General features: G+C 72.5%; 19 protein-coding genes. 8 read left to right on the top strand and 11 right to left on the bottom strand.

Annotated elements, in window-relative coordinates:
- The first annotated feature begins 61 nt into the window (after positions 1–61).
- From IEV65_RS12180 to IEV65_RS12165, 4 genes are all read left to right on the top strand, one after another.
- Positions 62–1036, top strand: coding sequence for a polyprenyl synthetase family protein (locus IEV65_RS12180; RefSeq protein ID WP_188431583.1), 975 nt, complete (start codon positions 62–64; stop codon positions 1034–1036).
- A gap of 12 nt (positions 1037–1048) precedes the next feature.
- Positions 1049–1708 (top strand): response regulator, encoded by a 660-nt coding sequence (locus IEV65_RS12175; protein WP_229735228.1) that lies wholly within the window; start codon positions 1049–1051, stop codon positions 1706–1708.
- 145 nt (positions 1709–1853) lie between these two features.
- The gene (locus IEV65_RS12170) at positions 1854–2393 is read left to right on the top strand and encodes a hypothetical protein (protein WP_188431178.1); all 540 of its coding nucleotides are present in this window, start codon (positions 1854–1856) and stop codon (positions 2391–2393) included.
- A gap of 7 nt (positions 2394–2400) precedes the next feature.
- The gene (locus tag IEV65_RS12165) at positions 2401–3231 is read left to right on the top strand and encodes a universal stress protein (RefSeq protein ID WP_188431176.1); all 831 of its coding nucleotides are present in this window, start codon (positions 2401–2403) and stop codon (positions 3229–3231) included.
- A 3-nt stretch (positions 3232–3234) separates the two neighbouring features.
- On the opposite strand, the gene IEV65_RS12160 is transcribed toward IEV65_RS12165, so the two are convergent.
- Positions 3235–4770 carry a sensor histidine kinase gene (locus IEV65_RS12160; RefSeq protein ID WP_188431174.1) on the bottom strand — a complete coding sequence of 512 codons (1536 nt, stop codon included), beginning with the start codon at positions 4768–4770 and terminating at the stop codon, positions 3235–3237.
- A gap of 74 nt (positions 4771–4844) precedes the next feature.
- Positions 4845–6830 (bottom strand): PhoX family protein, encoded by a 1986-nt coding sequence (locus IEV65_RS12155; RefSeq protein WP_188431172.1) that lies wholly within the window; start codon positions 6828–6830, stop codon positions 4845–4847.
- 190 nt (positions 6831–7020) lie between these two features.
- Here IEV65_RS12155 and IEV65_RS12150 point away from each other — a divergent pair, with 190 nt between their 5' ends.
- Positions 7021–8034, top strand: a complete 1014-nt coding sequence (locus tag IEV65_RS12150; RefSeq protein WP_188431170.1) for a hypothetical protein — start codon at positions 7021–7023, stop codon at positions 8032–8034.
- Here IEV65_RS12150 and IEV65_RS12145 read toward each other — a convergent pair.
- From IEV65_RS12145 to IEV65_RS12110, 8 genes are all read right to left on the bottom strand, one after another.
- Positions 7989–10847 (bottom strand): MMPL family transporter, encoded by a 2859-nt coding sequence (locus IEV65_RS12145; RefSeq protein ID WP_188431168.1) that lies wholly within the window; start codon positions 10845–10847, stop codon positions 7989–7991. The two genes, IEV65_RS12150 and IEV65_RS12145, sit on opposite strands and share 46 nt — an antisense overlap.
- A gap of 86 nt (positions 10848–10933) precedes the next feature.
- Positions 10934–11638, bottom strand: coding sequence for a TetR family transcriptional regulator (locus IEV65_RS12140; RefSeq protein ID WP_188431166.1), 705 nt, complete (start codon positions 11636–11638; stop codon positions 10934–10936).
- A 58-nt stretch (positions 11639–11696) separates the two neighbouring features.
- Entirely contained in the window at positions 11697–12620 is a 924-nt protein-coding gene (gene rarD / locus IEV65_RS12135; protein WP_188431164.1) for an EamA family transporter RarD, read from the bottom strand.
- Positions 12617–13804: a 2-oxoacid:ferredoxin oxidoreductase subunit beta gene (locus tag IEV65_RS12130; RefSeq protein WP_188431162.1), complete on the bottom strand. Its 1188-nt coding sequence runs from the start codon at positions 13802–13804 to the stop codon at positions 12617–12619. The genes rarD and IEV65_RS12130 overlap by 4 nt, the downstream gene beginning before the upstream one ends.
- Positions 13801–15696: a 2-oxoacid:acceptor oxidoreductase subunit alpha gene (locus tag IEV65_RS12125; RefSeq protein WP_188431160.1), complete on the bottom strand. Its 1896-nt coding sequence runs from the start codon at positions 15694–15696 to the stop codon at positions 13801–13803. Before IEV65_RS12125 ends, IEV65_RS12130 begins: the two co-directional genes overlap by 4 nt.
- Positions 15697–15772: 76 nt before the next feature.
- Positions 15773–17335, bottom strand: coding sequence for an SDR family NAD(P)-dependent oxidoreductase (locus IEV65_RS12120; RefSeq protein WP_188431158.1), 1563 nt, complete (start codon positions 17333–17335; stop codon positions 15773–15775).
- A 32-nt stretch (positions 17336–17367) separates the two neighbouring features.
- Complete coding sequence (locus tag IEV65_RS12115) at positions 17368–18036, bottom strand: 4'-phosphopantetheinyl transferase family protein (protein ID WP_188431156.1); 669 nt, start codon at positions 18034–18036, stop codon at positions 17368–17370.
- 1 nt (position 18037) lies between these two features.
- Positions 18038–18544 carry a low molecular weight protein-tyrosine-phosphatase gene (locus tag IEV65_RS12110; protein WP_188431154.1) on the bottom strand — a complete coding sequence of 169 codons (507 nt, stop codon included), beginning with the start codon at positions 18542–18544 and terminating at the stop codon, positions 18038–18040.
- Positions 18545–18607: 63 nt separating this feature from the next.
- Between IEV65_RS12110 and IEV65_RS12105 the strand changes: the two genes are divergently transcribed.
- The 3 genes from IEV65_RS12105 to IEV65_RS12095 all read left to right on the top strand — a co-directional run bounded on the left by IEV65_RS12105 (position 18608) and on the right by IEV65_RS12095 (position 22830).
- Positions 18608–19390 (top strand): fructosamine kinase family protein, encoded by a 783-nt coding sequence (locus tag IEV65_RS12105; protein WP_229735227.1) that lies wholly within the window; start codon positions 18608–18610, stop codon positions 19388–19390.
- The gene (locus IEV65_RS12100; protein WP_188431150.1) at positions 19387–20313 is read left to right on the top strand and encodes an amidohydrolase family protein; all 927 of its coding nucleotides are present in this window, start codon (positions 19387–19389) and stop codon (positions 20311–20313) included. Before IEV65_RS12105 ends, IEV65_RS12100 begins: the two co-directional genes overlap by 4 nt.
- Before the next feature lie 1182 nt (positions 20314–21495).
- Positions 21496–22830, top strand: coding sequence for an ISL3 family transposase (locus IEV65_RS12095; RefSeq protein ID WP_229735226.1), 1335 nt, complete (start codon positions 21496–21498; stop codon positions 22828–22830).
- A gap of 108 nt (positions 22831–22938) precedes the next feature.
- Here the strand turns inward: IEV65_RS12095 and IEV65_RS12090 are convergent, their stop codons facing one another.
- Entirely contained in the window at positions 22939–24138 is a 1200-nt protein-coding gene (locus IEV65_RS12090; protein WP_188431148.1) for a cytochrome P450, read from the bottom strand.
- Positions 24139–24211 lie beyond the last annotated feature (73 nt).

The raw sequence follows: 24211 nt of genomic DNA, 5'->3' as shown, positions 1-24211 counted from the left end.
GGCGGGTGTGCCCCAGCTCCCCGGTGTCGACGACGCGCTGACGGCGCGGGTCGGCGAGGGGATGGCGGCGGTCGCGACCCGGCTGTCCGCGGTCGTGGACCACGACGACCCGTTCATCGCCGGCGCGTCGGGGCACCTCGTCGCTGCCGGGGGCAAGCGCTTCCGGCCGCTGCTGACCCTGCTGGCCAGCGAGGTCGGCGAGGGGTGGAACGAGCAGGTCGTCAAGGCTGCGGTCGGGGTCGAGCTGACCCACCTGGCCAGCCTCTACCACGACGACGTCATGGACGAGGCGGACCTGCGCCGCGGCGTGGAGAGCGCCAATGCGCGCTACGGCAACGCCACCGCGATCCTCGTGGGTGACCTGCTGTTCGGGACGGCGTCCTCGGTCGTGGCGGACCTCGGCGCCGAGGCCGTCAAGATCCAGGCCGAGACCTTCGTGCGGCTGTGCGCCGGGCAGATCCGCGACGACCTGCAGACGGGAGCGACGCCGGAGGAAGCGGACCGGACCGTCCTGGCGGGCGACGCGGACGACCCGGCCGCGGTCACGGCATACCTGAGCATCCTCGCGGACAAGACCGGCGCGCTCATCGCGACCGCTGCCCGCTACGGAGCCATGTTCGGCGGCTGCGACGCGGAGACCGTGCGCACGCTGACGGAGTATGGCGAGCGCCTCGGCGTGGTCTTCCAGCTGGCCGACGACCTGCTCGACGTCGCGTCCGCGGCGGACACCTCCGGGAAGACGCCTGGCACGGACCTCCGGGAGGGCAAGGCCACCCTGCCGGTGCTCTACGCGCGGACCTCCCAGGACCCCGCGGACGAGCGGCTGCTGGCGCTGACCCGCGGGCCGATCGACCACCCGGACGAACTCGCCGAGGCCCTTGAGCTGCTGCGCGCGCACCCGGCGATGCAGCAGGCGCGCGATCACACGACCCGCCTGGCGGACGAGGCGCGCGCGCTCCTGGACGGTCTGTGTCCTGGTCCGGCCGTGGATGCGCTCCGCGCGCTCGTGGACGGCGTCGCGCTACGCTCCAGCTGAGGAGCGACCACTGTGACCCAGCCGCACGACCGCACGATCCGCGTCTACCTGCTCGACGACCACGAGCTGGTGCGCCGCGGGCTGCACGACCTGCTCTCGGCCGAGGACGACCTCGAGATCGTGGGGGAGTCCGGCAGCGCCGTGCGCGCGGTCCCGGACATCATCCGGCTGCGGCCCGACGTGGCGGTCCTCGACGGCAGGCTGCCGGACGGCTCCGGGATCGAGGTGTGTCGGGACGTGCGGGCCGCCGACCCGTCGATCCGTGCGCTCATCCTCACCAGCTACGACGACGACGAGGCGCTCTTCTCGGCGATCATGGCCGGCGCGGACGGCTACGTGCTCAAGCAGATCGCCGGCACCGACCTCGTCGACGGCATCCGCAGCATCGCGGGCGGTCGTTCGCTCATCGACCCGTCCCTGGTCACCAAGGTCATGGAGCGGCTGCGCTCCCCCCAGCGTGACCCCCGCGAGACCACGCTCGCGCAGCTGACCGACCAGGAGCGTCGCATCCTCGAGCTCATCACCGAGGGCATGACCAACCGCCAGATCGCCCAGACGATGTACCTCGCCGAGAAGACGGTGAAGAACTACGTCACCACGCTGCTGGCCAAGCTCGGCGTCGAACGCCGCACCCAGGCCGCCGTCCTCGGCGCCAAGCTCTTCGACTCCTAGCCCCCCGCCCCACCGAGCGCGTGGAGTGGCCGGGGCGGGGGACGAAGGTCCCGGGGAAGTCCGGACCAGAGCCTCTACTACGCAAAGTCGGTTCTTGCGACGCTGGAGTCAGCCACGAAAACCACGGACGAAGGAGCTGGCTGACATGACCACCCGCACGCACCACGACATGCGTCACGACATCGACGTGGAGGAGGAGAAGCACGTCCTGCCCGTCGCGGGTGGCTACGCGCTCGGCGCCATGCGCATCGCGTTCGGCCTCTACTTCCTCTGGGCGTTCGTCGACAAGCTGTTCGGCCTGGGCTACGCGACGCCCTCCGAGAGGGCCTGGCTCAACGGCGGCTCCCCGACCACCGGCTACCTGTCCGGCGTCGAGGGCCCCCTGGCGGGCTTCTACAACGGCCTGGCCGGCAGCACCTTCATCGACTGGCTGTTCATGCTCGGCCTGCTCGGCATCGGTCTTACGCTGGTCACCGGCATGGGTGCCCGGGTCGGCGCCCTGGCCGGAGCTCTCATGTACCTGTTCATGTACGGAGCCTCGTTGCCCACCGTCACCAACCCGTTCCTGGACGACCACCTCACCGGCGCCATCGTGATGATCGTCATCGCCACCGTCCCGGCGGCGTGGGACTACCTGGGTCTGGGCAAGTTCTGGGCGCACATCGCCCCGTCCTGGCTGCGCTGACCGCGCCATGAGCGCCACGGTGCAGGCCCCCGGGCCGGTGCTGGTCGGCGTGGACGGATCCGGACGCAACGCCTCCGCGGTCGCCTGGGCGGCCGCGGAGGCACGTTCGTCCTCCGCCCCGCTGGTCCTCGTGCACGATGCCACGGGAGCTGGGGAACGGGCCGGACGAGCCACGCTGGAGCGGGCGGTGGCAGCGGTCGCCGACGTCGACAGCGGGCTCCGGCCCGCGGTGGAGATGGTCACGAGGTCCGCGAGCGAGGCCCTCGTGGAGGCCGCGAGGGTGCGCGAGACCGGTGAGGTCGACTCTGGCCAGGAGAGTCTGCTCGTCGTCGGCCGGCGGGGGGCAGGCGGGTTCACGCGGCTGAGCCTCGGGTCGACCGCCCGCGCCCTGGTCCACGGGGACGGTCCGCCCACGATCGTCGTCCCCAGCGACTGGGAGCTGGAGCGGGTCGCTCCACGGGCCCCGGTGGTGGTCGACCTGACCGCCGACGAGGGCGATCGGGCTCTGGGCTTCGGGGTGGCGCGGGCAGCGCGCGACGACCGGCCGCTGGTCGTCCTGGCGTCCTGGTCGGTGGGCCCGGCGGAGGTCCTGGCCGACCAGCCGATCCCGAAGGTGTGGGAGGACCACGCGAGGCAGGCCGAGCAGGAGCTGCGTGGGCGGCTCGGCCCGTGGTGTGCCTCCCACCCGGGCCTCGAGGTGGTGGCCCTGGCCACCGACCGCCACCCGGTCGCTGCCCTCCTCGACCAGGCCGTCGGTGCCGAGCTGCTCGTCGTGCCGAGGGGGCGGTCCGCGTTCGCGGTCGTGGAGTACGCCCAGTGCCCGGTGGCGGTGGTCTGAGCCTCAGACCGGGATCGACCAGGACAGACGGGTGCCGCGGGGCTCCAGCGCAAGGAGCTCCACGGCACCTCCGTGCTCACGGGCCCGCGCCCGCACGTTGCCCAGGCCGCTCTCGACGGCGTTCGCGCTGATGCCGACCCCGTCGTCGCTGACGCTCACCGTCAGGCGGTCGCTGGTGGCCTCGACCGACACCGTGGTCGAGCTCGCGTGGGCGTGCCGGGCGACGTTGGACAACGCCTCCCGCACGACCATGAGCACCTGCGTCTGCGCCTCGTCACCGGTCACGGAGTCGATCGGCCCGGTGAGCTGGAGGGTCGCGGCATACCCCAGGGTGGGGGTGTAGGACTCCACCAGCTGGCGCAGGTCGGCGCGGAAGCTGCCCACCCCGGCCCGGTGCCGCAGCTCGAAGATGGTGGCGCGGATGTCGCGGATGGTCTGGTCCAGCTCGGCCACGGCGTTCTCCAGCCGCTCGCTCACCTCCGGTCGCACCGCGTGGCGCGCGGCGCCCTGGACGGTCAGGCCGATGGCGAAGAGGCGTTGTATGACGAGGTCGTGCAGGTCGCGCGCGATCCGGTCGCGGTCCTCCAGCACGGTCAGCAGGTCGTGCTCCTCCTCGCCGCGGGCCCGGTCGAGGATCATCGAGGCGTGCAGGGCCACGGCGGTGAGGACGTCGTGCATCCGCTGGTGGCTGACGCCCTGCAGGGCCCGCCAGTGGTGGGCGACGAGCACGAGCGGGCTGCCGGTGCGGGTGTCGATCGGCACCAGGCTGGTGCCGAGCACCTCGCCCCGCCCGCCCGCGTTGTCGGGCGCCGGCAGCGTGGTGGTCCAGTGCTGGGCCCGCCCCGAGGCGCTGACCTCCGCCACGTCCGGTCGCAGGTCGGCCAGGGCTGCCTCGACGTCCTCGCCGGCGGATGCGAGGACGCGGCTGGCGCCGGAAGCCGCGTCGGGAGCCGCGGTCGGGCTGACGACGGCCACGACGTCGGCCGCGGCGAGCTCGCGGACGCGGGCCGTGAGCAGCGGCAGGCTCACGGACAGGTCCACCTCGTCGACGAGGGTCCGGTCCACCTCCCACACGGCGGCCGTGACCTGCTGGTGCAGGTCGCTGATCCGGCGCTGACGGAGCGTGTCCAGGTGCAGTCCGGCCACGGCGGCGACGCACTCCGCGAGGATCCGCTCACGCGCACCCGGGCTCGTCTCCCACCCCGTCAGCCGCAGCGCGCCGAAGCGGTCACCGTCGACGAGGATGTCGGCCTGGAGCCCGGCAGGCGCGCCCTGGGGGCGCAGCAGCGTCGCGAGCTCGGCCTCCGGCAGGTCGGTCACGGTGCCGTAGCGGTAGACCAGCGCCACCTGCCCGTGATGCATCTCGTCGTGCACCCCGAGCACGCCGCCGGAGGCGCCGGTGAGCTGGCACGCGGCGGCGAGCGCGCTCCGGAGCAGGTCCCGCGCGTCGTCCGTCACGGAGATCTCGCGCAGGGTGCGGAGGATACCGAGGCTGTCCCTCGCGTCGCCGTCCGGGCGCGGGCTGTCGGTCCTGTCCATGATGGGCCCAACGCTAGCGCCCGGCCCCCCGAGCGGGGGACCGGGCGCGAGCGGTCAGACGTCAGGCGCTGCGGTCAGCGGGCCGTCCGGTAGACGTGGGCCACGCCGGGGCGCGGCACGGAGTCGCCGAGGTAGGGGTAGGCGCTGTGGCCGTCCTCACCGGGGTGCTGGACGCAGATCAGGATGGAGCGGTCGGCCCACTCGACGACCGGGCCGCAGCACTCGGCGCCGGTCGGCACCGAGAGGAACTGCTGGACCTTGCCCTTGTCCGGGCCGGCGGTCGGCATCAGGAACATGCCGTCGCAGGTGCCGATGGTGCCCGGCGCACCGTCGGTGGAGATCCACAGGTGGTCGGGGTCCTCGTCGAAGGCGACGTTGTCGGGGCAGCTGATCGGGCTCACCAGCGACCGGTCGTAGCCGTTGAAGTAGGTGCTCGGGTCGCTGGGGACACCGGCGATGAGCACGATGCGCCAGGTGAAGGCGAGCGCCGCGGCGTCGTTGCCCGCCTCCACCCACTCGATGACATGGCCGAACTTGTTGCTCGCGCGCGGGTTCGCCTCGTCGATCTGGGCCGGGGTGCGGCGGGTGTTGTTGGTCAGCGCCACGTAGACCGCACCGGTGTGCGGGTTGGGCTGGACGTCCTCGGGGCGGTCCATCTTGGTGGGGCCCATCTTGTCGGCCGCCATCCGGGTCCAGGTGAGGACCTCGGCCACGGACATGCCGGGGACCATGGAGGCACCGTCCTTGACCAGCGCGATCCAGGTGCCGACGCCGTCCCACTCGCCGTCGCCGAGGCCGTCGCCCTCGAACTTCGCGACGTAGAGGTCTCCCTCGGACAGCAGCGTCATGTTGTGGGCCTTGTCGCCCTCGACGTAGGTGTCCCGGGAGACGAACTTGTAGATGTAGTCGAAGCGCTCGTCGTCACCCATGTAGGCGACCGCGCGACCGTCGGCGGCCAGGCGGATCGTGGCGCCCTCGTGCTTGAAGCGCCCCAGCGCGGTGTGCTTCACCGGCATCGAGGTGGGGTCCTCGGGGTCCACCTCGACGATCCAGCCGAAGCGGTTGACCTCGTTGGGCTCGGTCAGGACCATGAAGCGGTCCTCGGCGCGCTCCCAGCCGCGGCCGGCGGAGGTGATGCCGTAGCGCTTGAGCTTGCCCTGCGCGTCGTCGGCGCCCGTCGCGTTGAAGTACTGGTTGAAGTTCTCCTCGCCGGACAGCGAGGTGCCCCACGGGGTCTCGCCACCGGCGCAGTTGTTCAGGGTGCCCAGGACCATGTGACCCGTCGGGTCGGCGCTGGTCTTCATCCACTCGGCACCGCCGGCGGGGCCGTCGACGTGGAACTGGGTCCAGGCGTGGATGCGACGGTTGCGGGCGCCGTGCCGGTCGTAGGCCCAGGGGGAGAACTGACCCTGACGCTCGACCTCGACGATCGTCATGCCGTGCGCGGCCATCTCGATCGCGGCCTGCTCGGCCGTCGGGCCGGCCACCGGGTCGTAGCCCGGGAACATGACCTCGGGGTTGGTGTACTCGTTGTTGAAGATGATCAGGCCCTTGTTGGCGCCGTTGTTGCCGGCGCCACCGCGGTGGATCGCGAGGTAGTCGGCGTTGTAGCCGGCCTGCATCTTCTGCGACTCGACGGTCTGGTTGTTCACGTCGAAGTCGGGGGCGCCGGCCTCAACCGGGTCGCCCCAGGAGATGACGGGGGCCCAGGAGTAGCCCTCCGGCACGACGAGGTCGTCCACGTCCGCCGGGGTGGGGGCGATGGGCTCGAAGGGCGCCATGCCCTTGTTGCCGCGGCCCGGGGCGGCGTAGGCGTCCTCGGCGGTGCCCCACGCGACACTGGTGACGACGGCCGCACCGGCGACGCCCTGCAGCACCGAGCGGCGCGAGACGGCGGCGGCGACCATGTCGCCGAAGTAGGTGTTGCCGGAGGTGTTCGGGACCTCCTGGGCGCACTGGTTGCCGCAGCGGTACTGGCAGGTCTTGTGGCTGCGGTTCGTCAGGTGCTCGGACACGTGGAGCAGCGGAAGGAGCGAACGGCGGGTGGTGGGTGCAGACACGGGGTGATCCTCGATTCTCGGTCCAGGTGGCGCCGCGGTCGGGACGTGGCGGCAGCACTCGCGACGCTAGGCCCACCTGGTGTCGCGATCGACCACGAGACGGTGAACGGCGGGTGCCAGGACGGTGACCATTCGGGGGCGACGGACGGCATACCCTGGGGCGGACCCGACCCACCACCGAAGGTGACGCATGAACCCGCGCCGCGGCCTCGCCGGCCTGCTCGCCATCCTGCCCCTGGCCGCCCTGCTGCTCACCGCACCGGTCCTGCCCCCGCCCGACCGCGTCCCCACGCACTGGTCGGGCGCCGGGCCGGACCGCTGGAGCGCGGGCGGGGAGCTGCTGGGCGTCCTCCTGACGGTGACCGTGCTCGCCGCGGTGGCCGCGGCGGCCGCGGCGATCCTCACCCGGGCGGTGCCCCCGGCGTGGTCGCGCTGGGCGCTGGCGCTGGCGGGCGCGGTCGGGTGGGGCGCGGTGGCGGTCTACACGGTCCTGGTCTGGCGCACCGGCGTCGACGGACCGCGCGGGGTGGGGGAGGCCTGGGTGGCACTGTCCGTGGTCCTCGGGCTGGTGGCCGGTGCTCTGACGTATGCCGTGCACGGTCGCCGACTCCTCACGCGTGAGCAGCTCGACGAGCTGGTGCCGGAGCGGGCCCGGGTCCAGCCGGTGCGCGGACGGGCGGTGCGGCCCGTCGAGGCGTGGTCCACGGACGTGGCCTCCGGGACGATGGCCGTCATCGGCTGGGGCCTGCTGGCCGTGGGCGTCGTGTCGCTGGTCGCCCTGCTCGCCATGGACGCGGGGGTGTGGCAGCTCGTGCTCGTCGGCGGGGTGCTGCTCGGGGCGGGGCTGCTCGCGCTCGCCTGGGCACGGGTGCGGATCGCCGTCGACGCCGACGGGCTCACGGTGCGCTCGCAGCTGGTGCCGGTCCGCCTGACGCGTGTGCGCGTCGCCGACGTCGCCGGGGTCGAGGTGCAGGTGCTGGACCCCATGCGCTGGGGCGGGCTCGGCTTGCGTCCGCTGCCGGACCGCACGGCCTACATCGTCGACGGCGGGCCCGGGCTCGTCGTGCACAAGCGCGACGGGCGCCGGCTCGCGCTGCAGGTCACCGAGGGTGACCAGGTCGCGCGGGCCGGCGCCCGGACGTTGCTGCAGGCCGCCGGTCAGCGGGTGCGAGCGATCTCCCCCTCCGCGGCCGCCTCGGGCTGAGCCGCCGCGGCCGGGGCGAGCGAGCGCTCCAGCCGGGCGCCCTCGACGTCGACGTCGGGCAGGATGCGGTCGAGCCAGCGGGGGATCCACCACGCCCGCTCGCCCAGGAGCGACATCACGGCCGGGGTGAGCGTCATCCGGACCAGGAAGGCGTCGACCAGCACACCCACGGCCAGGCCGAGGCCCATCGGCCGCACCATCGTCAGGTGCGCCCAGACGAAGCCGGCGAACACCGAGATCATGATGATCGCGGCGGCCGTGACCACCCGGGCGCTGTGGTTGAAGCCGCTGACGACGGCTCGCCGGGCGTCGGTGCCGTGGACGTGCTCCTCCCGCATCGCCGAGACGAGGAAGACCTGGTAGTCCATCGCCAGACCGAACAGGATCCCGATGAGCAGGATCGGCAGGAAGGACAGCACCGGCCCCGGCTCGTTGACGTCGAAGATGCCCGAGAGATGGCCCAGCTGGTAGACGGCCACGACCGCGCCGAACGACGCCGCCAGGCTCAGCAGGAAGCCCGCCGTGGCCAGCAGCGGCACCACCACGGACCGGAACACCAGGAGCAGCAGGATCAGGGACAGGCCGACGACGACCGCGAGGTAGACCGGGAGCGCGTCGGCGAGCTTGGCGGACACGTCGATGTTGGCGACGGTCTGCCCGGTCAGGCCGATCTCGGCACCGTGGTCCTGGCCGACCCGCTCGACCGCAGGGGTGAGCCGGTCGACGAGCGCCACCGTGGACTCCTCCGCGGGGCCGCCCTCGGGCTGCACCTGGAAGGCCAGGACGTCCCGGTCGTCGCTGACGCCGGCGGGCAGCACCCGGACCACGCCCTCCACGGCCGCGAGCTCCTCGGCGATGTCGGCCTGGGCCTCGAGCAGCGCCGTCTCGCCCTCGGGCACCGGGGTGTCGAGCTCGGCGACGGCCAGGATAGGGCCGTTGGCGCCGGCGCCGAACTCCTCGCGCACCGTGTCGTACGTCGTGTACGCCGAGGACCCGGCGGGCTCGGAACCGCCGTCGGGCAGGCCGAGGCGCAGCTGGGTGGCGGGGTAGCCGAGCCCGGCGACGATCGCGAGCACGGCGAGGATCGCCAGCCACGGGCGGCGCTGCACGAAGGCCGCCCAGCCGTGGTGGGTGTCGGCCTGGCGCGCGTCCTCGGCGACCGTGTCGTGGTCGTCGCCGGAGGCCAGCGCGAGGCGCGCCTTGCGGGGCAGCACGCGCAGACCCAGCAGCGACAGCACGGCCGGGGTCAGCGTGATCGCCACGAGCACCGCGATCGCCACCGTGGCCGCCGCCACGAGGCCCATCACCGACAGGAACGGGATCCCGGTCACGGTGAGCGCAGCCAGGGCGATGATGACCGTGAGCCCGGCGAAGGTGACGGCGTTGCCCGAGGTGCCGACCGCCAGCGCGATGGACTCGCGGACCGGCATCCCGTGCCGCACCTGCTGTCGGTGGCGGTTGATGAGGAAGAGCGAGTAGTCGATGCCGACCGCCAGCCCGAGCATCAGGGCCAGCACCGGGGTGATCGACTGCATGTCGACCCACCGGGTCAGGGCCATCGCGCCGGTGAGACCCACGCCGACGCCGACGAGGGCCATGAGCAGAGGCAGGCCGGCCACGACGAGCGAGCCCAGCATGACGAGCAGCACGACGCCCGCGACCACCAGACCCACGACCTCGCCGGGACCGAGCAGGGTGGACAGGTCGTCGGTGATCTCCTTGGAGAAGCTCACCTCCAGGCCCTGCGCGTCGAGCTCGTGGCCCACGCGCTGGATCGCGGCCGTCGTCTCCGGCTCGATGAAGCCCCCCGACCCCTCGACCGTCAGCTGGGTCATGGCCACCGTGCCGGCCTCGTTGACGAGGCGGAAGCCGTCGGTGAGCTCGGCCATGCGCCGTCCGGCGGCCACGGCGGCCTCGCCCTCGGCGAGCTCGGCCCGCCCGTCCTTCAGCTCCTGCTCGCCGTCGGCGATCTGCTGCTCGGCGTCCTCGAGCTGCGCCCGGCTGGCCTCCAGCTGCTCCGCGCCCGCCGCGGCCTGCGCCTCGCCGGCCTCGAGCTGGGCGCGCTGGGTGTCGATCTGCGCCTGCGCGGCCGCGACCTGCTGGCGGCCGCCGTCGATCTGCGCCTGGCCCGCAGCGATCTCGGCCCGCGCGGCCTCGGCCTGCGCCGGGGGCACCTGGCCGGCGGCGATCCCGGCCTCCAGCTGCTGCAGCTGGGCGTCGAGCGCGGCCTGCGAGGCGTCGAGCTGCTGGGCCTGCGCGGTGAGCTCGGCCTGTCCCGCCTCGAGCTGCGCGCGCCCGTCCTCGAGCTGAGCCTGTGAGGCCTCGAGCTCCTGCTCACCGGCGGCCAGCTGCTCCTTGCCCTCCGCGAGCTGCTCGCGGGCCTGCTCCAGCTCCGCCTCGCCCTCGTCGAGCTGGTCGCGACCGTCCGCGATCTCCTGCTCGCCGTCGGCCAGCTCCTGGTCGGTCCCGTCGAGCGTGGCCTGCGCCTCGAAGGGGTCGGTGGCCTCGACGCCGTCGAGGGCCGTCCACGCGGCGACGGCGTCCGCCACGGCGCGCTCCTGCGCGTCCGTGAAGGGAGCGTCGCTGCGGATCACGACCGTGCCGGTGGTGCCGGCGGCCTCGGGGATCTCGGACTTCAGGGTCTCCAGGACGGCCTCGAAGCGGCTGCCCGGGATGGAGAACTCGTTGCTGAGGGGACGCGCCAGGGTGAGCATGCCGGCGACGGTGAGCGCCAGCAGCGCGGCCCAGGCGCCGACGACGGTCCACCGGTGCTGCGCGCACCAGCGGCCGAGGCGGTGGAGAAGAGTGGCCACGGGAGGTCCTTTCGGTCAGGACGGGGGAGGTGGGTGGTGGGAGGTCTGGTCTGGTGAGGTCTGGACGGGGTATGCCGCGCGCCGGGTCAGGCGGTCGCGTGCGGCTCGACAGGCGTGAGCCAGCCGCGCGCGGCATACCCGAGGGCGCGGTCCAGCTCGGCGTGGAAGGCGGCGACGGAGGTGTCGTCGAGGGGAGCGGAGGGACCTCTGGCGGCCAGCCACACCTTCTCGGCGGCGGAGAAGCAGCTCATGATCGTGTCGGCGAGGGTCGCGACGTAGAGGTCGTCGGTGCCCTCGGGCAGGCGGGCGCGCAGCTGAGCGTCCAGCCAGACCGCCTTCTCCGCCCAGATCGCCCGCTCCAGGCCGGCGGGAGCGCCCCGCTCCTGCCTCGGGGCGTGGCAGTTGAGCACGGTGAACCAGTCGAGCAGCGCGGTGGGGATGCCGACCTCGGAGATGTGCCGGCGGACGGCCTCGATCGGCGAGACGCCGGGGGTGAGGCGGCCCATCGAGGCGGCGAGGTGCTCGGTGTGCGAGCCGATGACCTCCGAGATCACCGCCTGGATCGAGGGGAAGTAGTTGAAGAAGGTCCGGCGGGAGATGCCCGCCGCCTCCGCGAGCTGGTCGACCGTGACCTGCTCGACCGAACGCTGGAGGGCGAGGTCGTGGAGGGCGGTGATGATCGCGTCGCGGGTCCGCGCCTTGTTCAGCTCGCGACGTCCGTGCGCGTCGGGCGCTGGCGAGGTGCCCTCGGCGGGGTCGGCGACCCGATCGGTCACGCTGCTGCTCGTCACCGGACCAGACTAGGAGAAATCTTGCACACCGTGCAAATCTGCACGGCGTGCAGGGCTCTCAGCCCGTGCCTGTGGCGCGGCGGGCGACGCGCGCGTGGCTGACCTGACGCACCATGTCCACGCTGAGCACGAGGAGGGCCAGCCACACCAGGCCGAAGCCGACCCACCGCGAGGCCGGGACCGTCTCACCCAGCAACAGCACCCCGCTGAGCAGCTGGAGGAACGGGGTCAGGAACTGCAGAAGACCTACCGTGGACAGCGGGACCCGCGAGGCGGCGGCCGCGAACAGCAGCAGGGGCACCGCGGTGGCGACACCCGTCGAGAGGAGCAGCAGGGTGTGCCCGGTCCCGTGCCCGAGGAAGGTCGTGCCGTCCGACTGCTGCAGTGCGAGGAGGATCACGACGGCGACGGGCAGGATCACCAGCGATTCTCCGGTCAGCGACTGCAGCGCCGACAGCGACCCGCCGAGCCGGTTCTTCAGCAAGCTGTAGGTCGCGAAGGACGCGGCGAGCCCGAAGGAGATCCACGGTGGCGTGCCGTAGTCCACGGTGAGGTAGACGGCCGCGACCGTGCCGGTCGCGACCGCCGCCCACTGGAGGGGGCGCAGCTGCTCCCGCAGGATGAGCACGCCGAGCGCGACCGTGACGAGCGGGTTGAGGAAGTAGCCCAGCGCGGCCTCGGTCACGTGCCCCGAGAGCACCGCCCAGGTGTAGAGCGCCCAGTTGGTCGCGATGAGCGCGCCGGCCAGGGCGACGCCACCGAGACGACGTGGGTGCCGGGCCAGCTCCGCCAGCCAGCCGAGGTCACGCCGCAGCAGCAGGACGGCGCCGCACAGCAGCAGCGTCCAGACGATCCGGTGGGCCAGGATCTCCCAGGGTCCGGACGGCCGGAGCAGGTGGAAGTAGAGCGGGAAGGCGCCCCAGAGGAGATAGGCGAGGAAGCCGTAGGCGGTGCCCTGACGGCGCCGGGCCTCCTCGGTCACTCGGGACGGACCTCGTCGGCCTCCTGGACCAGCGCGTCGCCGGCGGCGGCGGTCGGGCCCTCCGTCACCTCGCCCTCGAGCGTCTGCTCGACCTCGCCCGGCCGGGTGCCGTCGACGGTCCAGGTGTCCTTGCCGCGGAGCAGGGCGTCGAGGCTGACGCCCTCGCCCGCACGCTCGACGGCCTCGTCCACCTGGGCCCGCACGGCGTCGTCGTATGTCGCGCGCGTCACCTCGCGGAAGATGCCCATCGGCATGTGCTGCATGGTGGCGTCGTCCAGCCGCGACAGGGCGAAGGCCTGGCTCGGGTCGGGGTCGCTCGGGTCGTGGACGATGACCTGCTGCTCATCGGTCACCTCACCGACCGGCACGACCGCGAGGCGACCGGTGGTGTCCCGCACGACGACCTGGGCAGCGTCTCCGGAGCCCACCCGGACCGGCTCGCCGGCCCGCAGGTGCGCGATCCTCGCCTCGGCCTGGTCGCGGTCCTTGAGCAGCTCGAAGGCGCCGTCGTTGAAGATCGGGCAGTTCTGGTAGATCTCGACCAGGGCGGTGCCGCGGTGGGCCGCCGCCGCGCGGAGCACCTCGGTCAGGTGGGCCCGGTCGGAGTCCATGGTGCGCGCGACGAACGTCGCCTCGGCGCCCAGCGCCAGGGAGACCGGGTTGAACGGGTGGTCGACGGAGCCGGCGGGGGTCGACTTGGTGACCGCGCCCACGTTGGAGGTGGGGGAGTACTGCCCCTTGGTCAGGCCGTAGATCTTGTTGTTGAACAGCAGGATCGTCAGATTGACGTTGCGCCGCATCGCGTGGATGAGGTGGTTGCCACCGATCGACAGCGCGTCACCGTCACCCGTGACCACCCAGACCGAGAGGTCCTCCCGAGCGGTCGCCAGCCCGGTCGCGATCGCCGGGGCGCGCCCGTGGATCGAGTGCATCCCGTAGGTGTCGAGGTAGTACGGGAAGCGGCTGGAGCATCCGATGCCGGAGACGAAGACGATGTTCTCGCGGCGCAGGCCGAGCTCGGGCAGGAAGCCCTGCACGGCAGCCAGCACGGCGTAGTCGCCGCACCCCGGGCACCAGCGCACCTCCTGGTCGGAGGTGAAGTCCTTCTTGGTCAGCGACGTGCCGTCCGGGACCGTCGGCACGCCGTCCGTGCCGCGGGTCGGGAGACCGAGCTGGATCGTCATACGGAGACCTCCTCGGGGGCCAGGGCCAGCAGGTGCTCGTGGATCACCTGGGCCAGCTCGGCCGCCGTGAACGGCAGCCCGCGGACCGCCGTGTGGCTCTGGACGTCGACGAGGTAGCGGGCGCGCAGCAGCATCGCGAGCTGGCCGAGGTTCATCTCGGGCAGCACGACACGGTCGTAGCGGCGCAGCACCTCGCCGAGGTCGGCGGGGAAGGGGTTGAGGTGGCGCAGGTGGGCGCGGGCCACGTGCCCGCCGGTCGCGCGCACCAGGCGGGTCGCGGCCGCGATCGGGCCGTAGGTCGAGCCCCAGCCGAGGACGAGCACGCGCGCCTCGCCGGAGGGGTCGTCGACCTCCAGCGGCGGGATCGTCGCGGCGACGCGGTCCACCTTGGCCTGGCGCAGCCTCACCATCCGGTCGTGGTTGGCCGGGTCGTAGGAGATGTGGCCGGTCACGTCGGCCTTCTCGATGCCGCCGATGCGGTGCTCGAGGCCGGGGGTGCCCGGGACCGCCCACGGGCGCGCCAGGGTGTCAGGGTCGCGCTTGAACGGGTGGAAGACCGGCCGGCCCTCGCCGTCCAGGTCGTTGGCCTCGCTCGCGAAGCTGACCCGCAGGTCGGGCAGGTCGGCGACCGTCGGGACGCTCCACGGCTCGGAGCCGTTGCCGAGGTAGCCGTCGGAGAGCAGGATCACGGGGGTCCGGAAGGCCGTGGCGATCCGCGCCGCCTCGATGGCTGCGTCGAAGCAGTCGGTCGGGGACTTCGCGGCGACGACCGGCACGGGGGACTCGCCGTTGCGGCCGTACATCGCCTGCAGCAGGTCGGACTGCTCTGTCTTGGTCGGCAGACCCGTCGAGGGGCCGCCGCGCTGGATGTCCACGATGACGAGCGGCAGCTCGGTCGAGACGGCCAGGCCGATGGTCTCGCTCTTGAGCGCCAGGCCGGGGCCCGAGGTCGTGGTCACGCCGAGTGCGCCGCCGAAGCTCGCGCCGAGCGCCATCCCGATCGCGGCGATCTCGTCCTCGGCCTGCAGGGTGGTCACGCCGTGGCGCTTGAGCGCGGAGAGCTGGTGCAGGATGTCGGAGGCCGGGGTGATCGGGTAGGACCCGAGCACCAGGTGCAGGCCGGCGCGCTCGGCGGCGGCCACGAGCCCCAGGGCCAGGGCCTGGTTGCCGGTGATCGTGCGGTAGGTGCCGGGCGGCATCGGGGCGGGGGCCACCTGGTAGCGCACCGCGAAGCCCTCGGTGGTCTCGCCGTAGGCGTGGCCGGCCCGGAGCGCGGTGAGGTTGGCCTCGAGGATCTGCGGCGCGGCGCCGAACTTGGCGCGCAGGAAGGCCTCGGTGCCGGCGGTGTCGCGGGAGTAGAGCCAGGACAGCAGGCCCAGGGCCAGCATGTTCTTGGCCCGCTCCTTCTCCTTGCGGGTCAGGCTCTCGAAGGGCGCGAGCGCCTCGACGGTCATCGAGGTCAGCGGCAGCGCGTGAAGCTGATAGCCGGCCTCGACGAGCGAGCCGTCCTCGAGCGGGTTGCTGGTGTAGCCGACCTTGGCCAGGTTGCGCTTGCCGAACTCGTCGGAGTTGACGATCAGCGTCGCCCCGCGGGGCAGGTCGCCCAGGTTGGCCTTGAGCGCGGCGGGGTTCATCGCCACGAGGACGTCCGGGGCGTCGCCGGGGGTGGCGATGTCGTGGTCGGCGAAGTGCACCTGGAAGGAGCTGACGCCGGGGAGCGTGCCCTGCGGTGCCCGGATCTCGGCCGGGAAGTTGGGCAGCGTGGAGAGGTCGTTGCCGAGCGAGGCGGTGTCCGAGGTGAAGCGGTCGCCGGTCAGCTGCATGCCGTCACCGGAGTCTCCGGCGAAGCGGATGACCACCCGGTCCAGCTGGGTCAGGGGAGTAGTAGACATGTCAGCCACCAGCCTACGCCTCCGTAAGTTGTGGAGAGGCACCGACCCCCGCGTGTTGACGCAGCGTCATGGGGCCTCACCAGGGGCTGGGCTCGAAGTCCTTGACGAAGCAGCCGTAGAGGTCCTCGCCGCGCTCGCCCCGGACGATCGGGTCGTAGACGCGCGCGGCGCCGTCCACCAGGTCTAGCGGTGCGTGCCAGCCCTCGGCCGCGATCTCCAGCTTCTGGTGGTGCGGCCGCTCGTCGGTGATCCAGCCGGTGTCCACCGCCGTCATGAGGATGCGGTCGGTCCGGAACATCTCCTCCGCGCTGGTGCGGGTGAGCATGTTGAGGGCTGCCTTGGCCATGTTGGTGTGCGGGTGCCCGGCGCCCTTGTAGCGGCGGCTGAACTGGCCCTCCATCGCCGAGACGTTGACGACGTACGCCCGCCGAGCGCCGCGTTGCACAGCCGCCCGCAGGCTCGGGCGCAGCCGGCTGACCAGCAGGAACGGCGCGACCGAGTTGCACAGCTGCACCTCGAGCAGCTCGAGCGGGTCGACCTCGTCGACGTGCTGGGTCCAGGAGTTGGTGGTCGCCAGGTCGGGCAGCAGCCCGCCGGCGTCGATCGCGCGTCCCTCCCGGTATGCCGTGAGGCTGGCCGAGCCCGCGGACAGCGCCAGCGAGGTGAGCTGCGCGGGGGAGAGGGAGGCCAGGTCGTGGACCGCGCCGGGCGCGTCGCCCACGGTGTGCGGCAGCTCACCCCGCCGCAGCGTCCCGGCGAGCGCGGCCGGGTGGGCCTCGCTGATCCGGTCGAAGGTGAGCATCCTCGGCAGCGGCAGGGCGCGTCCGTGCCGGTCGGGCGCCATACCCGCGTCGAGAGGGTGCTGCTCGCCCTCGACGAGGTGCGCGTAAGCCCCCGGCGACCGGCGGACCGTCTGGCAGGCGTTGTTGACGAGGATGTCCAGCGGCCCGCCCGCGGCGACCTCGTCCGCGAGGGCCACGACCTGGGTGGGGTCGCGCAGGTCGATGCCGACGATCGTGAGCCGGTCGAGCCACTCGGGGGAGTCGGCGAGCTCGGTGAACCGGCGGGCGGCGTCGCGCGGGAAGCGGGTGGTGATCGTCAGGTCGGCCCCGTCGCGCAGGAGGCGCAGCGCGATGTGCAGGCCGATCTTGGCGCGGCCGCCGGTGAGCAGCGCCCGGCGCCCGCGGAGGTCGGTGCGCTGGTCGCGCTTGGCGTGGCTCATGGCGGCGCAGTCGGGGCACAGCCAGTGGTAGAAGGCGTCGACCAGGGTGTACCTGGCATGGCAGATGTAGCAGCCGCGGGGGATCTTCAGCTCGCCGACGGACGCGCCGGGCGCGGTGGAGACGAGCGGGACGCCGCGGGTCTCGTCGTCGATCCGGCTCGGGTGGCCGGTGGCCGTCTGCTCCAGCAGCGCCCGGTCGTGCTCGACGAGCGGCGCACGCTCGGCCCGGCGCGCGGCGGCCCGGCGGGTCTTGCGGATCTTCTTGTACATCTGCCCGGTGGCGCGCTTGACCGTCTCGATGTCGGGATGCCCCGCGGGGAGCTCGTGCAGGGCCGCGAGCACGCGCAGCGTGGTCTGCAGGTCGTCGGGGTCGACGCCCTGGGGGTATGCCGCGTCCGCCTCGGTCTGCTCGCTCACGAGCGTCGATGGTAGGTCGTCGGCGAGCCCGTTCAGGATCGCCCAGGGCTCGAGGAGCGCCGCACCCGCACCCACGCGGGCCCCGCGGTGACCAGACAGAGCGCGGGGCGGTCCGGCAGGTCCAGGGTCCCGAGGTCGTGGACCACCCAGGGAGCCGGTGGTCGAGCGCAGGTCCCCCACCCGACGTCCAGCCCGGTCGGGTCCTCGAGGAAGCCGGCGCCCCGCGCCTTGACCACCGCCTCCTTGCGCGTCCACCAGCGCTGGAACAGCCCGGGCAGGTCGTCCTCCGGCACGGCCCGCAGCTCCTGGAGCTCATGCGGTGAGGCCACGACCTCGGCCACGGCTCGCAGGTCGACCTCGGGCCGCGGACGGTCCTCGACGTCGACGCCCAGCCGCACCGGCCCGGTCGCCAGGGCGACGACGGCGTCGCTGTGGGCGATGCTCAGGTCGGTGGTGGCCCCCGCTGCGGCCAGGGAGGGCCGTCCGTGCCCGTCGACGACGATCGGGACCTCGACCGGCAGGCAGCCCAGGTCCTCGGCCAGCCGCGCGCGGACCCAGCAGCGGGTGGCCAGCCAGGAGGCGGCGCCCACGCGCAGCCGCGCCGCACGCTCCAGCTCAGCCGGTGTCACGTCGCCCTCGACGACCGACAGGCCGTCGCGCGGTGCCCACCGCACCAGGACGGCAGGGGCGTCGACCCCCACGTCAGCGCGCGACGTGCTGGGCCGCGACGACCTCGTCGACCCTGTCCTCCCGGATCGCCCGCACCAGGCCGTCGACGGCGTCCTCCACCTGGTCGTACATCCGCACGTAGGCCTCACGCGGCTGCCCCCAGGGGTCGGGGACGTCGCGCACGCCGTCGGCCGCGTCGCTCGCGAAGGCACCGAGCCGCACCACCTTGGCGCGGTCCTCGGCGGTCCGCGCCAGCGCGAGCACGTCCTCCTCGTTGGCCGCGTCCATGACGAGCACCAGGTCGGCCTCGTCGAAGTGGTCGACGACGAACTGCGCGGCGCGCGTGGTGAACGCGTAGCCGCGCCCCTCGCCCTCGGCGACCGACTCCGGGTGCGGCCGGCTGCCGACGTGGTAGTCGGCCGTCCCCGCCGCGCTGACCGTGACGTGGTCGAGCCCGGCCTCCTCCAGCCGGTGCACGAGCACGGCCTCGGCGGCGGGCGAGCGGCAGATGTTCCCCAGGCAGACGGTCATGACGTGCATGCCCAAGAGTGTCTCAGCCACGACCCTCACCCGCCGTCCGGGCGGGCTGCCAGGATGGCGGGCATGGCCATCACCGGGACGACCGAGCGCACGACCACGCCGGAGGGCCGCGACGCGTTCACCAAGCGGCTCCCCGACGCACCGCCGCTGTTCTTCGCCCGTGAGGCCGCCGGCCTGCGTGCGCTCGCGGCGGCCGGGGCCCGGGTGCCCGAGGTCCTCGAGGTCGCCGACGACCGGCTCACGACCACCTGGGTGGAGCAGGGCCCGGGGCGCACGACCGAGGCAGAGGAGCGCTTAGGGCGTGAGCTCGCGGCCCTCCACCGGACCACGGGGGAGCGCTACGGGTCCGTGGACGGCGAGCCCACGGCATACCTCGGCGCGTGCCGGGTCGACCTGACCCCGACCGAGACCTGGCACGAGTCCTGGGTGGCGCGACGCGTCATACCGCTCGCCCGGGCCGCGGCCGACCAGGGCCGCCTCGACCCGGCCACCGCGGCGCTCGCGGAGCGGCTCACGCCCGAGCGGCTGGGGCCGCCCGAGCCGCCCACTCTCGTGCACGGCGATCTCTGGGGCGGCAACCGGCTTCTGGACAGGGCCGGGGACAGCTGGCTGGTCGACCCGTGCGCCCACTACGGGCACCGCGAGGTGGATCTGGCGATGATGCAGCTGTTCGGCGGCTTCGGCGGCCGCGCCTACGCCGCCTACGTCGAGGCCTTCCCGCTCGCGGAGGGCTGGGAGCGGCGGGTGGCGGTCTACCAGACCGTGCCGCTCCTCGTCCACGTGCTCCTCTTCGGCGGCGGGTATGCCGTGCAGGCCGGGGACGCCCTGCGGGCGGCGGTCGCGTGAACGGGCCGACGGTGCGCGCGCCCCGCTCGGACGCCGAGGTGCCGGCCTTCCTGACGGAACTGGGTCTGCCGGGGCTGGCCGACGTGCACGTGCACTTCCACCCCGACCGCCTGATGGCGCGGATCTGGGAGTTCTTCGACGACGGGGAGGCGCGCTACGGCACGCCGTGGCCGATCCGCTACCGCACCTCGACGCAGGAGCGGCTCGACACCCTGGCCGCGCTCGGGGTCCACGACGTCCCGGCCCTGACCTACGCCCACAAGCCGGGCATGGTGGCGGCGCTCGACGCGTGGTGCGCGGACTTCGCCCGCGAGCACCCGCAGGTGCTGCGCTGCGGCACCCTCTACCCCGAGCCGGGGATGACCGAGCTGACCGCCGCCGCCGTCGCCGACGGGCTGCGGCTGGTCAAGGTGCACGTCACCGTCAGCGACCTGGCCCCCGACGACGATCTGCTCGGCGGCTCGTGGGAGCTGCTCGCGGCCGCGCGCGTGCCGGTGGTCATCCACGCGGGCACCGGCCCCCGGGTGGCCGGCCGCCCGATCGGGCACGCGGGCCCCGAGGCGGTGGGCCGGCTGCTCGCCACCCACCCCGACCTCACCCTCGTCGTCGCGCACCTCGGGATGCCGGAGTATGACGCGTTCGCGGACCTCGTCGAGCGCTACCCGCGCGTCCACCTGGACACGACGATGGCCGGCACCGACTTCATGGAGCGCCTCGCCCCGGTGCCGGCGTCGTTCGTGTCCCGGCTCGGCGAGCTGCGGGAGCGCGTGGTGCTCGGCTCGGACTTCCCCAACATCCCCTACCCCTACGCCCACCAGCTCGAGGCGCTGCACCGCTGGGGGCTAGGGGACGAGTGGCTGCGGGACGTGCTGTGGCACAACGGGAGACGGCTGCTCGGGCTCGATCCTGTTGCGCCGACCTAGTGGAGCGTGTGGTGAGTTGATTTACGGTTGCTGGGCTGCGACGCCGGGGTATAGCGCGGCCCGGCACGCCGCTGCTCCGCCGGAACTGGGAGGACCGCTGACCAGACCGCGCCTAAGCAGGAGAGTCGAGGGTGATCTCTACGGACTCCAAGCGTTCATCGGCGAGCACTTCATCTACCTCATCGTTCCCGCCAGCAACGAAGGTTTCAAGACCATCCACCGGTGTCGCTATGAGCCAGCGCCCGCTCATGGGGACAATGGCATTCGCCGTCTCGAATGAATGTCCTTGTCGTGACCCGGCCAAGGCCCGAATGAAATCTCGGACTGAAATATGTAGAAGGGGCCAGCGCTTGTGCGGCGGGGCTCCTCATCTCGACCTGCTTGGTGATCCCAGAAGCCAAACCCTTCCCATACCGCATAGAGGAACCCGCTTTCCTCTTCCGTCCGCATATGATCGACAATGGCGCTGAGCGTTGCGACCGGGGCAGAGCCTTCGTTAGGCAGCTGTGATTCCGACACTTTGTGGTAGATGTCGGCCCAGCGCGAATGCCGCCCAAAACGGACCGAGGAGTGTGCAGAGTACAGATCCTTGAAGGCTCCCTCCTCGCTCGGCGGATGAAAAACTCTGGCGATGGCGGGGAAGCCATCGGGGATCAAGTGCCTGACAGTCCTGGTGCGCTGGACTCGCAGGGCATCCCACGCCATGCCCAGCATGGGCACAGAAGCCAGCAGTTCCTCCTCCTGGCGACTGAGTCGCGCGGGCCTCAACCCTGGCATTGTCCTCCCATGTACGCGGTTTTACTGTCGCTGTCCACGAAGGTCGATGACGCGCCGATCGACGGGACCTCGCTTGAGTCGTCTACTGCTAGAACTGGACATGCCTTGTTGCTGCGTAGACGCAGAGTGGACAGGTCGCGAGGTGGCAGTCGCTGGGGATGCGGAGACTGCGAATGCGATGCAGGCGCTGGTCGACACGGAAATGAAGAACTGCAGCTTCATGCTGTGCCCTCCCATACTGAGGTGCGACCGGATGGCGTCCCAGTCCTCGGTATGGTGGCTCTTCCCAGTTGCGGTGGGGGTGAGGGTGTGACGCGCCGAGCGGCGTAGGTGTCGGGGCGAGAGGGGTCGAGGTCCTCAAGATCGGAAGCGACCAAGCATTCCGAGACCTCGAGGACCTCGACGATGGACCACCCTACGTCCTGCTGCCGTGCCGTCGGCGCGGGCAGCGTCTACTGCTCCAGCTGTGATCTGCTCGTCGGGTTGGATGGCTATCACGTGATCGGCGTGGCTCGCGGCCCGGACGGGCTGGTGGTGCGCCTGGAGTCGGCACCGGGGCCGGTGGGTTGCCCGGACTGCGGGGTGCGCGCGACCTCGCGCGGCCGGCGGGAGTGCCGGTTGGTCGACATCCCGGCGTTCGGCGCGCCGGTGCGGCTGGTGTGGGTGAAGCGGACCTGGGCCTGCCGAGAGACGACGTGTCCGCGGCGCTCGTTCACCGAGACCGACGAAGACCTCGCCCCGCCGCGCTCGACCTGGACCACCCGAGCCCGGGCGTGGGCGGTGGAGCAGCTGCGCCGCGAGCACGCCACGGTGCTCGGCCTGGCCCGCCAGCTCGGCCTGGGCTGGGACACCGTCTGGTCCGGCATCGAGCCGATCCTGGCCGCCGCAGCGGCTGACGAGTCCCGCTTCGCCGGCGTGTCCACCCTTGGCGTAGATGAGCACGTGTGGCACCACGTGTCCACCAAGCCACCGGAGGACGGCGGCCGCGGCCCGAAGGAGCTGACCGGCATGGTCGACCTCACCAGCGATGAGAACGGGCAGGTCAGGGCCCGGTTGCTGGACCTGGTACCGGGCCGGTCCAAGAAGGCCTACGCCGACTGGCTCACGCAGCGTGGTGCGGACTTCACCGCCGGCGTGCAGGTCGCCACCCTCGACCCGTTCCACGGGTACAAGGCCGCGATCGATGACGAGCTGGCCGAGGCCACCGCCGTCCTGGACGTCTTCCACGTCGTCGCCCTGGGCACCAAGTGCGTCGATGAGGTCCGGCGCCGGGTGCAGCAGGCCACCACCGGCCACCGTGGTCGCAAGGGCGACCCGCTGTACGGCATCCAGAACATCCTGCGCGCCGGTGCCGAGAACCTCACCGACAAGCAACGCGCCCGCATCGCCCGCGCGTTCGCCGCCCACGAGGCCCACGAGGAGGTCGACCTGACCTGGCAGTGCGCCCAGCTGCTGCGCGCGGCCTACCGGCAGGCGGACAAGGCCGATGGCCGCGCGATCGCCGAGCGGATCGTCGCGACCTTCCCCACCTGCCCGATCCCCGAGATCGCCCGTCTGGGCCGCACCCTGCGCAAGTGGAAAGAGGCGTTCCTGGCCTACTTCACCACCGGCGCCACGAATGGCGGGACAGAGGCCATCAACGGACTGGTCGAGTTGCACCGTCGCCTGGCTCGAGGCTTCAAGAACAGGTCCAACTACAGGCTGCGCATGCTCCTCATCGGCGGAGGGCTCAACCTATGACCCCCACCGCAACTGGGAAGAGCCGGTATGGTAGCAGCGCAAGCTAAAGCGACCGCGTACATCTCACCGTACGTTGAATACTCGGTGGTCGGTGTAGATATGCGGGTCTCAGCCGCGGCGAGCAGTCGGCGTGAACGCGATCGGGTAGCGGATCGCGCCGGTGTTGCCCGAGACCGGCAGCCACTCGCCCGGGCCGTCGGGGCGGGCGTCCGGCATCCGGGCGGCCAGGACCGGCAGGGCTACCGACATGTCCATCCGCGCCACCCAGTGGCCGAGGCAGTGGTGCACGCCCCCGCCGAAGCCCATGTGCATCGGGTGCTCGACCCGGATGTCGAACGCCGGGTCCGGCTGCGCCCGCGGGTCGGTGCCCGCGCTGTGCGAGAGCACCTGCACGATGTCACCCTCGCGCAGCACGAGGCCGTCGCCGAGGTCCACGTCCTGCAGCGCCTCCCGGGTGATCCAGGTGACGGTCGGGTTGACGCGCATCACCTCCTCCACGGCGTTGCGCCCCAGCTCCGGCTGCTCGCCGAGCAGCCGCCACTGGTCGGGGTGGGCCAGCAGCGTCTGCAGCGCCAGCCCGAGCTGGTTGCGCGTCGTCTCCATCCCGGCGAAGACGAGGAAGACGAGCGCGACAGACAGCTCCTCCGCCGAGAGCTTGCCCTCCTGCTGGTGCCGCACGAGGTCGGAGACCATGTCGTCGCGCGGGTGGGTGGTGCGGTCGCGCACGACCTCGTCGCAGTAGCCGTAGAGCCCGTCGAGCGCCGCCTCGATCCGCGGGAGGTCCTCCTTGACGCGCACGCCGAAGCTCTTGCCGAGGTCGTCGGCCCAGTGGGCCACCTGGAGCCACTCCGACTCCGGCAGCCCAACCAGCCGGCACAGGATCCGTGAGGCGTACGGCTCGGCGAACTCGCTGATGAACTCCACCGACCCGCGCTCGCAGAACCCGTCGACCAGCTCGTGGGCGAGCGCGGTGAAGCCGGGCACCATCGGCGTGAGCGCCCCCTGCTTGAACGCCGGGTTGAGCAGCCGCCGCACCCGCAGGTGCTCCTCGCCCTCCAGCGAGAGCAGCACCCGCTGCCACCAGTCGCTGAACATCCCGGAGTGGATCCCGTTCTGCGCGGGCCACCGGGCGTTGCCCTGCCGGAAACGCCGGTCCTTGAGGAGCGCGGTCACCTCCGCGTGGCGCAGCACGGCATACCCGTAGCTGGTCCGCGCCCAGAACCCCTCCTCGCGCGCGTCGATCACGGCGGGGCCGGTCACGTCGAAGCGGGGATCGGCCAGGTCGAGGAAGCGCGTGGGTGCGGACATGCGCAGATGCTAGGGGCCGAGGTATGCCGCAGGCCCGGCGGGTGCACCCGCCGGGCCCTCGGCATACCGCGAG

The organism is Ornithinimicrobium tianjinense, from assembly GCF_014636495.1.
GTDB lineage: Bacteria > Actinomycetota > Actinomycetes > Actinomycetales > Dermatophilaceae > Ornithinicoccus > Ornithinicoccus tianjinensis.
The sequence above is the reverse complement of the archived record's forward strand: the minus strand, read 5'-3'. Positions and strand labels throughout refer to the sequence as shown.